Here is a 7,164-nt window from a genome sequence, read left to right as displayed (position 1 = left end):
ACCAGGCCGGGTTCAACGGAAGGTATCTGGAGAGAGCCGAGATACTCTGCGAGGAGATGATCTCTCATTTCTCAGATCCAGATGGCGGTTTCTATTACACCATGGAAGAGCAGGGGGATCACATCCTGCGACGGAAGGAGGTTCGCGATGGCGCGATCCCGTCGGGCGATTCCATGGCCACCATCGACCTTCTCCTGCTCGGGAAGATTCTCGGCAGGACGGATCTGGAGGAGATCGCCTCTAGAAGCTTCAGGAACATACGCATGGACTCGCTGCCTGCGCAGGTCGGGCTCCTGATCGCTCTCGACCTCGCGCTCGGCCCGTCATATGAGATCGCAATCGTGGGAGATGCAGCTGATACAAAATCCATGCTGCGTGCCCTCTGGTCCGTCTATGTGCCGAGAAAGGTTGTCGTCGCAGGAGAGCGAACTCCAGAATGGGCATCATCCCTGAGAGCTGTGGATGGGATGGCAACGGCATACATCTGCAGGGGATACACATGCAGCCTTCCAGCAACAGATATCAGAAGCATGATCGAGCTTCTCGGCGTGAGAGGATTCAGGGGTTCTGAGAGCGGATCAGGGTAAGCTCTAAATACCTCATGACATCTACAGTAAATCCGTTCGGCACCTGTGGTGCCGAGGATCTCCTTATGGAGCATAGATACTATAAAAAACACCGTAGTGGAGTGGTGATAAGGCCACCTGAGTGCATCCAGGCTGTTTTCCAGAGCTGGTGGCCGCTCGTATGAACAAACGTCACACTATTCCGAAGAAGAATATTATGTATACGTTGAATAAAAATGGGACCGTATACATCATCAACGAGAACTACTTCTACAAAACAGAGCCATACTACACGATAGTGCAGAACGAGTTCGAGGGCATCAGGACAGTTCCCAGCAGCAGTGCGGTTCTCGACGCGTACATTGTGCCGATATGTCTCGAGAAGGCCAGGATGGCGGGGATACCTGTATGCGAGTGGGTCGTATCCTACGCATACATAACACTTCCAGCGATAGTCTACGGGCTGAACTACTTCTCCACGCCCTCCGAGCATTTTGTCGTGAAGGACTTCACAAGCGCAAAGAAGGCGATAAAGCACGTGACAAACTACGGCAAGTACCCATTCTGCTATCAGAAGATAAGCGATGAGGCAGAGGTCGCGGTCTACACATCCATCTTCGGAAGAACGGTCGACTGCTCTGAGGAGGTGGAGACGCTGGCGGAGAAGATCTACGCTGTCTTCAACATACCACTGGTGAGTCTGGTGCTAGTAAGAGATCTTGGAGGATACCGGTTGTCATCACTTGCACCCGTGATGTACTCTCAGCTCTCCGAGAAGGAGAGGGAGCTGATGAAGAGCATCCTTGATAAGAGGGTGAGCAGTTGAGCAGGTTGGGAATATTCGTCAACAGGCAGACGCTGAGCAGCTCTGAGCAGCTCACTGCACTCATAAAGTGCAGGGATGCTGCCGAGAGCATGGGTCACACTGCGGAGTTCATATTCCCTGTGGACATAAACAGGATTCCGAAGCTGGATGCGCTGTTCATCAGGGCGAACACAGATCCGATGAATGCGACGTATGTCGCATCGAGGATCGCGAGCCTCTACGGAATTCCTGTGATAGATGATCCGGCCTCGATCCAGATCTGCTCAGACAAGATCAACATGTACCTGCACCTGATGAAGAAGAAACTGCCAATACCGAGGACGGTCTTCCCGAGCAAGAGGGAGATAGTGCCTGAGTACGCCAGGGCGCTCTTCGAGAGGCTAGGCACGCCTCTGGTGCTGAAGGAGCCATCGACATCTTTCTCAGCAAGGGTCGAGAAGGCATCGAACGTCCAGGAGTTCATGCGGATAGCGAAGCGGTTTCTGAGGCTCTCAGACTGGATCGTGGTGCAGGAGTACGTGCCGAGCAGCTTCGACTGGAGGATCGGTGTGCTCAACGGTGAGTTCCTCTACGCATGCAGGTATGTCATCCCAGCTCAGACCTTCAAGATCCAGGCATCCGTGAACGGACATCTTGTATACTGCGGGGTGGAGAGCGTTCCACCAGAGGAAGTCCCATCGGAGATCATAGACCTCGGGATTGAGGCCGGAAAGGCCATAGGCAGGGGCCTCTACGGGGTGGATATCAAGGAGAGCAACGGCAGTCTCTATGTAATAGAGGTCAACGACAACCCATCGCTCGATGGCGGCGAGGATGTCTGCTACCCGGATGTCTACAGAAGGATAATCTCGTACCTCATAAACGGCGATCAGTACGCAGACACTCTCAGCTACATGCCATCCAGAATGGATAGCTACATGGGAGAGGCGAGGTTCGATCCATCGACCCAGAACGTGCTCGGCTCTGAGGAACCGCTGGCATACAGGATCGACTTCGAGAGATGAGGGTGATCGAGGTGGATCCTGATTTCTTCAGCGATATCTGCAGCTCATGCGGTGGCATCTGCTGCATCGATGCAAGACCGCCTCTTACGGAGAAACGGGCGGAGATTCTGATGTCAGCGGGTCTCAGGCCTGATGATATCGAACATGCAGGCTACAGGAGGCTCAGGGCGAGGGATGACGGATCATGCGTGCTCCTGGAAGATGGAAGGTGCAGGCTGCATCATCTCAAGCCTGAGACGTGCTCGGCAGGCCCTTTCACCTTTGATGTGGCGAACGGGAAGCTGGAGATCTACCTGAAGAGGGAGAGCATATGTCCCCTTGCAGGTTATCTTCTCAGGGACAGAGAGGCTTACGAGAGGCAGCTGAAGCTGGCTGTTGAGAAGATACTCGACCTGGTCGGGAATCTGAGGGAGGATGAGCTTGCAGCCGTGCTCAAAATAGAGGAGCCGGAGACCTTCAAGGTCATGGAGATCGACCTCAATGATAGGCACAGAGCATGAGTACTCCATAAACGACCGGAGCTTCAATCCCCTCCCGATCTCGGATCTTCTGATCAAAAGGTTGAACGGCAGGGTGGAGCACGAGATAGATTTCGGAGATGTGCGCCTCTCCAAGGAGCTTCAGAAGCATGTCCTGGAGCTGGTCCCGCCGCCGGGTGAGAGCATAGCCGCGCTTGAGGGTCTGCTTTACGACGGCGTCAGGAGGCTTTACAGCTGCTTCGGGGAGCACAGGTTCCTCGGGCTGGGAATGCATCCCCTTCTGACGCTCGACCAGACCAGCTTCTGGGAGCACGACGAGGCCGAGTACTACCACCTCTACGACAGGCTTTTTAATATAAAACAGCACGGCTGGCTCAACATCCAGGCTCTCCAGATAAACATCTCATACAGCGGAGGCGATATGCTCGTGGAGATGTTCAACAGGCTGAGAGCCCTGCTGCCCTATCTGATAGCAGTATCCGCAGCGTCACCGTTCGTTGAGGGCAGGTGCACAGGATACATGGACAACAGGCTTCTGTTCTACATGGAGAACCAGCGCGAGATCCCGGAGATATGCAATGGTGTCATACCTGAGAGAATCAGGAGCGTCAGGGATTACGTGATGATAAACAGAGGGATCTACAGGAAGCTCCAGCAGCAGGGCGCGGATCTTCTCTGCAGGGAGTGGGTGAACTCCAGGGGTATAATAGTCCGGTTCAAGAGAAGGTGCATTGAGGTCAAAGCAATCGATGAGCAGGAGTGCATAAGATCTGATATGAGCATAGCGGCCTTCATAAATGCACTGCTGAGAAGCGATATCTCTCTGGAAGAGGATGAGGAGAGTTTGAGGGAGATGATGTACCTCGCCATCAGGACCGGCACATCTGAGATGATCCCTGAGCTCCAGAGGCTTTACAGGGAGGCGGAGAGGTGTGCGTCTCCCGAGGAGAGGGCATATCTCCCGCTGATCGGAGAACGCATCGATAACGGGAGCCTCGCAGAGGTTCTTGTTGGAATGTACAGGCATTCGGGAAGCATGAGCGCTCTCCTAGAGTGTGCGGAGAGGGCGCTGAGGACAAACAGGCCCATGCTCACACGCTGGTGATAACCAGCGGCCGGCCTCTTCTACGCCTATTTATGGAGCAGCTCAGGTGCTCGCTCTTGCGCTCATGGCCCCATAACAGCATGTTATTCCCGATTGCCGATGGAGTCTCGTATGGACATCGAGTCATCCATGCCGGATGAGGATGAGTGTTACAAGATATTGCGTGAGATGATATTGTCAATGGCGTCAGATGCGTTTATTGCGGTTCTGAGCATGTTGTAAGGAGATGTCGATGGTGGGGGTATTCCAGATCAGCGGTACCACTGCAGGAGCTGTGATGAGTGTTCAACGTGCTGCTATTGTGTGACCAAAAAGAGGAATCTGGGGCTGAAATCATTCCGGAAGACCTGAAGCCGACGGTCTCAGCCGGTTACCCCGAGAGCTGTGTGGCCTAAGGGCTTGTTGGAACCGTGTGGTACGGGGGATTTGTTGAGTACTGCCTTATATCATACGTGTCCCTGGTCATGACGAACTGCTGTATGTCGTAGGTTGGCTTCTGCTTGAAGTACGCCTGCACGTCGTAAAGCGGCTTCTGCCTGAAGTACATCTCAACATCATACGTATCCCTGGTTCTGACGAACTGCTGTATGTCGTAGGTTGGTTTCTGCTTGAAGTACGCCTGCACGTCGTAAAGCGGCTTCTGCCTGAAGTACATCTCAACATCATACGTATCCCTGGTTCTGACGAACTGCTGTATGTCGTAGGTCGGCTTCTGCTTGAAGTACTGATCCACATCATATACCTGGGCAACCTGCGTGCTCTCCTGAGACGTGGCTGTGAGCATCATTGCAGATAAAACCATCATCAGGAGCAGTGCTTTGTGCATCAAAATTCTCATGTTCGGTCCTCCCTGCAGCAAGCGTATGTAATCCCACATAACGCCCTTACGTCACTGATTCATAGGGGGTTTGTATATAACTTTAACCCGTGGCGCCGAGGGGAGCTTGGAGTCTCCGGACTTCAAATGTGGACTGAAAAACAGTTCAGTCATTCAGCAACATGTGGATATACAGTATAAATTTAAAATAAAAATATATAAAAATTGAGCGGAGCTTGTTTATAAACAATGTCAAGCTGAAGATTGAGCTCTTTATCCATTTGATAACTTGACCATAGATTCACTGGTTATGCTGTGCGCTCCTGGAAGATGGATGAGTGCTTACAGCAACTGTCTTGCTGGCCTCTCGCTAAGCACATGAGAGCGAAAGATTGCGTGATATGCTGATAGGAATCCTCATATCCATTGGCCGCCATGGGAGGTGTGATGTCAATGTCAGGTAACATATGCTATACAGGATGTCTGCTTTCGGTGATATGTCTTCTCGCCATCGCAGAGGGTAGTGTGGTCATAAATGAGTTCGAGCTGAATCCGCCATCTGACCAGCCGTATGCAGTGGAGTGGATCGAGCTCTTCAACTCCGGCGATGAGGATGTGGATATCGGAGGATGGCAGGCGGTCGTCATCTCCACGGTGCCTGGTGAGACAGGAGCGCTGTTCCCATGGTCCGGGACCATAACGGTGCCTGTGGGGACGGTCCTGAAGGCAGGCGATTACAGGGTTCTCACCGGCGACCAGAGATGGGACCACGGGCTCAATGCTACTGTAATACTGTACGACCAGGTGGGCAATGAGGTTGACAGGACCCCGATGCTCATGGACGAGAGGGAGGATGGCTCAGACTGGTCCAGATATCCAAATGGTGTGGACACAGACAGGACCGCTGACTGGGCGTACATCCCATCGACGAGGGGCAAGCCGAACGTCCTGCCCTACTGAAAGGGCGTTTCAGACAATGGATAGAAGCTCAGACGGCTGGGATCGCACATTCCGGCCGGTGATCAGGCAGTTCGATCTTAAGGATCTGCCAGCCATTATGGAGATAGACAGAGAGGTGGGAGGTGGTTACAGCCCGGAGCTCTTCATGACATTCCATGAGTTTCACCCCCAGACGATGCTCGTCGCAGAGGTCGCCGGGGGTGTTGTGGGTGTTGTGATAGGTTTCAAGCACACGCCACTCGAGGGGAGGGTGTTCTGGCTCGCTGTGAGGCCAGCCTACCAGGGGCGCGGCATCGGCAGGAGCCTCCTCTCCGCAATTCTCCGTCTGTTCAGCAGGCTCGGCGCTGTGAGCGCAACGCTTGAGGTCAGGATAGGGAACAGAAGGGCGCAGAGCCTCTACGCATCCATGGGCTTCGTGGTTGATAACGTGATACCAAGCTACTACTCAGATGGCGAAGCTGCTCTGATAATGCGAAAGATCCTCTGAGATGCAGTGATGTGCCGGCTCAGATCGATGCGCACCGGCATTCGCCTAGATACAATGGCAATGAGATTCACTGCGGATCTGGAATGTGCGCAGCCCAGAACAGAGCTCAAAGTTCACGTCTGCATCAGCTCTGCCTTCTCTCCCTTGCGTAGATCACGTCCAGCAGGTGTGTATCAGATCTGCTTCGTATCATCCTGTCTATGATCGATGGGAGCCCACGGGTGTGCACCCTGCTCAGAACGCTGTTTATCACCACCATCTCCCCAACTTTTATCCGGTCGGTCTCGTTATCGGATGCAGGGAGTATGGCCTCGCCGAGCGGAGATTTCGATAGGGCGTCCGGCTTTGAGCTGTCGAGCGGGACGATCCTGAAGTACTTCCTGGCGAACAGCGGTCTGGAGCTTCCGCCCTCGAGTCGGGAGAGCAGAACCCTGTCCTCAAACGGTATCAGATCGGTGTTCTCGACTATCGCCTCCCGGTTCAGCCCCAGCTCCCCCGAATCCAGCTCTGAGGATCTCCCACCGACAGGTGTGACGTACCAGTGCCTGAGCGTCTCGATCGGATAGGGATAGGTGAGACATCTCATGATATTATGGTCGATATGGCGATAGATAAAACTATTGTCGAGAGCCTTCGCCCTGCGGATTCGATGCGCAACCGAGTGTGGAGTCCTGAAATCATTTCGCCGTCGTTCCAATTGTATGCAGTTTGAATTATTCATATTTCCAGGACTCTACACGATAGCGGCCCAATTCACGCAAGCAATTCAAGTAGATTCCCCTCTTTGGAGAGCTTCCCTCAAGAACGCTACGAAGACGCCGAGCATGAGGCCGAGCATTCCCGCGACAGTGATTATGAGAGCTCTTCGGGGCTTTACAGGAGCTGTGGGCTCAGCCGGCGCCTCCACGATTTCTGTGGGT

The 7,164-nt window shown here is 53.5% G+C and carries 8 protein-coding genes and 1 pseudogene; 7 read left to right on the top strand and 2 right to left on the bottom strand.

What is annotated here, in order from left to right; all coding sequences use genetic code 11:
• The 5 genes and pseudogenes from QFX31_RS08610 to QFX31_RS08590 all read left to right on the top strand — a co-directional run.
• A pseudogene (locus tag QFX31_RS08610) lies at positions 1-587 on the top strand (thioredoxin domain-containing protein); the annotation flags it as partial.
• A gap of 196 nt (positions 588-783) precedes the next feature.
• The gene (locus tag QFX31_RS08605; protein ID WP_348531696.1) at positions 784-1,392 is read left to right on the top strand and encodes a RimK-like ATPgrasp N-terminal domain-containing protein; all 609 of its coding nucleotides are present in this window, start codon (positions 784-786) and stop codon (positions 1,390-1,392) included.
• Positions 1,389-2,396: a RimK family alpha-L-glutamate ligase gene (locus QFX31_RS08600; protein ID WP_348531695.1), complete on the top strand. Its 1,008-nt coding sequence runs from the start codon at positions 1,389-1,391 to the stop codon at positions 2,394-2,396. Before QFX31_RS08605 ends, QFX31_RS08600 begins: the two co-directional genes overlap by 4 nt.
• On the top strand, positions 2,393-2,896 hold the full coding sequence (locus QFX31_RS08595) for a YkgJ family cysteine cluster protein (protein ID WP_348531694.1): 504 nt from the start codon (positions 2,393-2,395) through the stop codon (positions 2,894-2,896). Before QFX31_RS08600 ends, QFX31_RS08595 begins: the two co-directional genes overlap by 4 nt.
• Positions 2,877-3,980: a glutamate-cysteine ligase family protein gene (locus tag QFX31_RS08590; RefSeq protein WP_348531693.1), complete on the top strand. Its 1,104-nt coding sequence runs from the start codon at positions 2,877-2,879 to the stop codon at positions 3,978-3,980. The genes QFX31_RS08595 and QFX31_RS08590 overlap by 20 nt, the downstream gene beginning before the upstream one ends.
• Before the next feature lie 391 nt (positions 3,981-4,371).
• On the opposite strand, the gene QFX31_RS08585 is transcribed toward QFX31_RS08590, so the two are convergent.
• Positions 4,372-4,818, bottom strand: coding sequence for a hypothetical protein (locus tag QFX31_RS08585; RefSeq protein WP_348531692.1), 447 nt, complete (start codon positions 4,816-4,818; stop codon positions 4,372-4,374).
• 426 nt (positions 4,819-5,244) lie between these two features.
• On the opposite strand from QFX31_RS08585, the gene QFX31_RS08580 reads away from it, so the two are divergent.
• Positions 5,245-5,757, top strand: coding sequence for a lamin tail domain-containing protein (locus QFX31_RS08580; RefSeq protein ID WP_348531691.1), 513 nt, complete (start codon positions 5,245-5,247; stop codon positions 5,755-5,757).
• 16 nt (positions 5,758-5,773) lie between these two features.
• On the top strand, positions 5,774-6,244 hold the full coding sequence (locus tag QFX31_RS08575) for a GNAT family N-acetyltransferase (RefSeq protein WP_348531690.1): 471 nt from the start codon (positions 5,774-5,776) through the stop codon (positions 6,242-6,244).
• 124 nt (positions 6,245-6,368) lie between these two features.
• Here the strand turns inward: QFX31_RS08575 and QFX31_RS08570 are convergent, their stop codons facing one another.
• Positions 6,369-6,830 (bottom strand): hypothetical protein, encoded by a 462-nt coding sequence (locus QFX31_RS08570; protein ID WP_348531689.1) that lies wholly within the window; start codon positions 6,828-6,830, stop codon positions 6,369-6,371.
• Between the last annotated feature and the right edge of the window lie 334 nt (positions 6,831-7,164).

It is taken from the genome of Methanothrix sp., from assembly GCF_030055635.1.
Taxonomy (GTDB): Archaea; Halobacteriota; Methanosarcinia; order Methanotrichales; family Methanotrichaceae; genus Methanothrix_B.
Note: the sequence above shows the minus strand (reverse complement) of the source record. Positions and strands in the feature narration are given on the sequence as shown.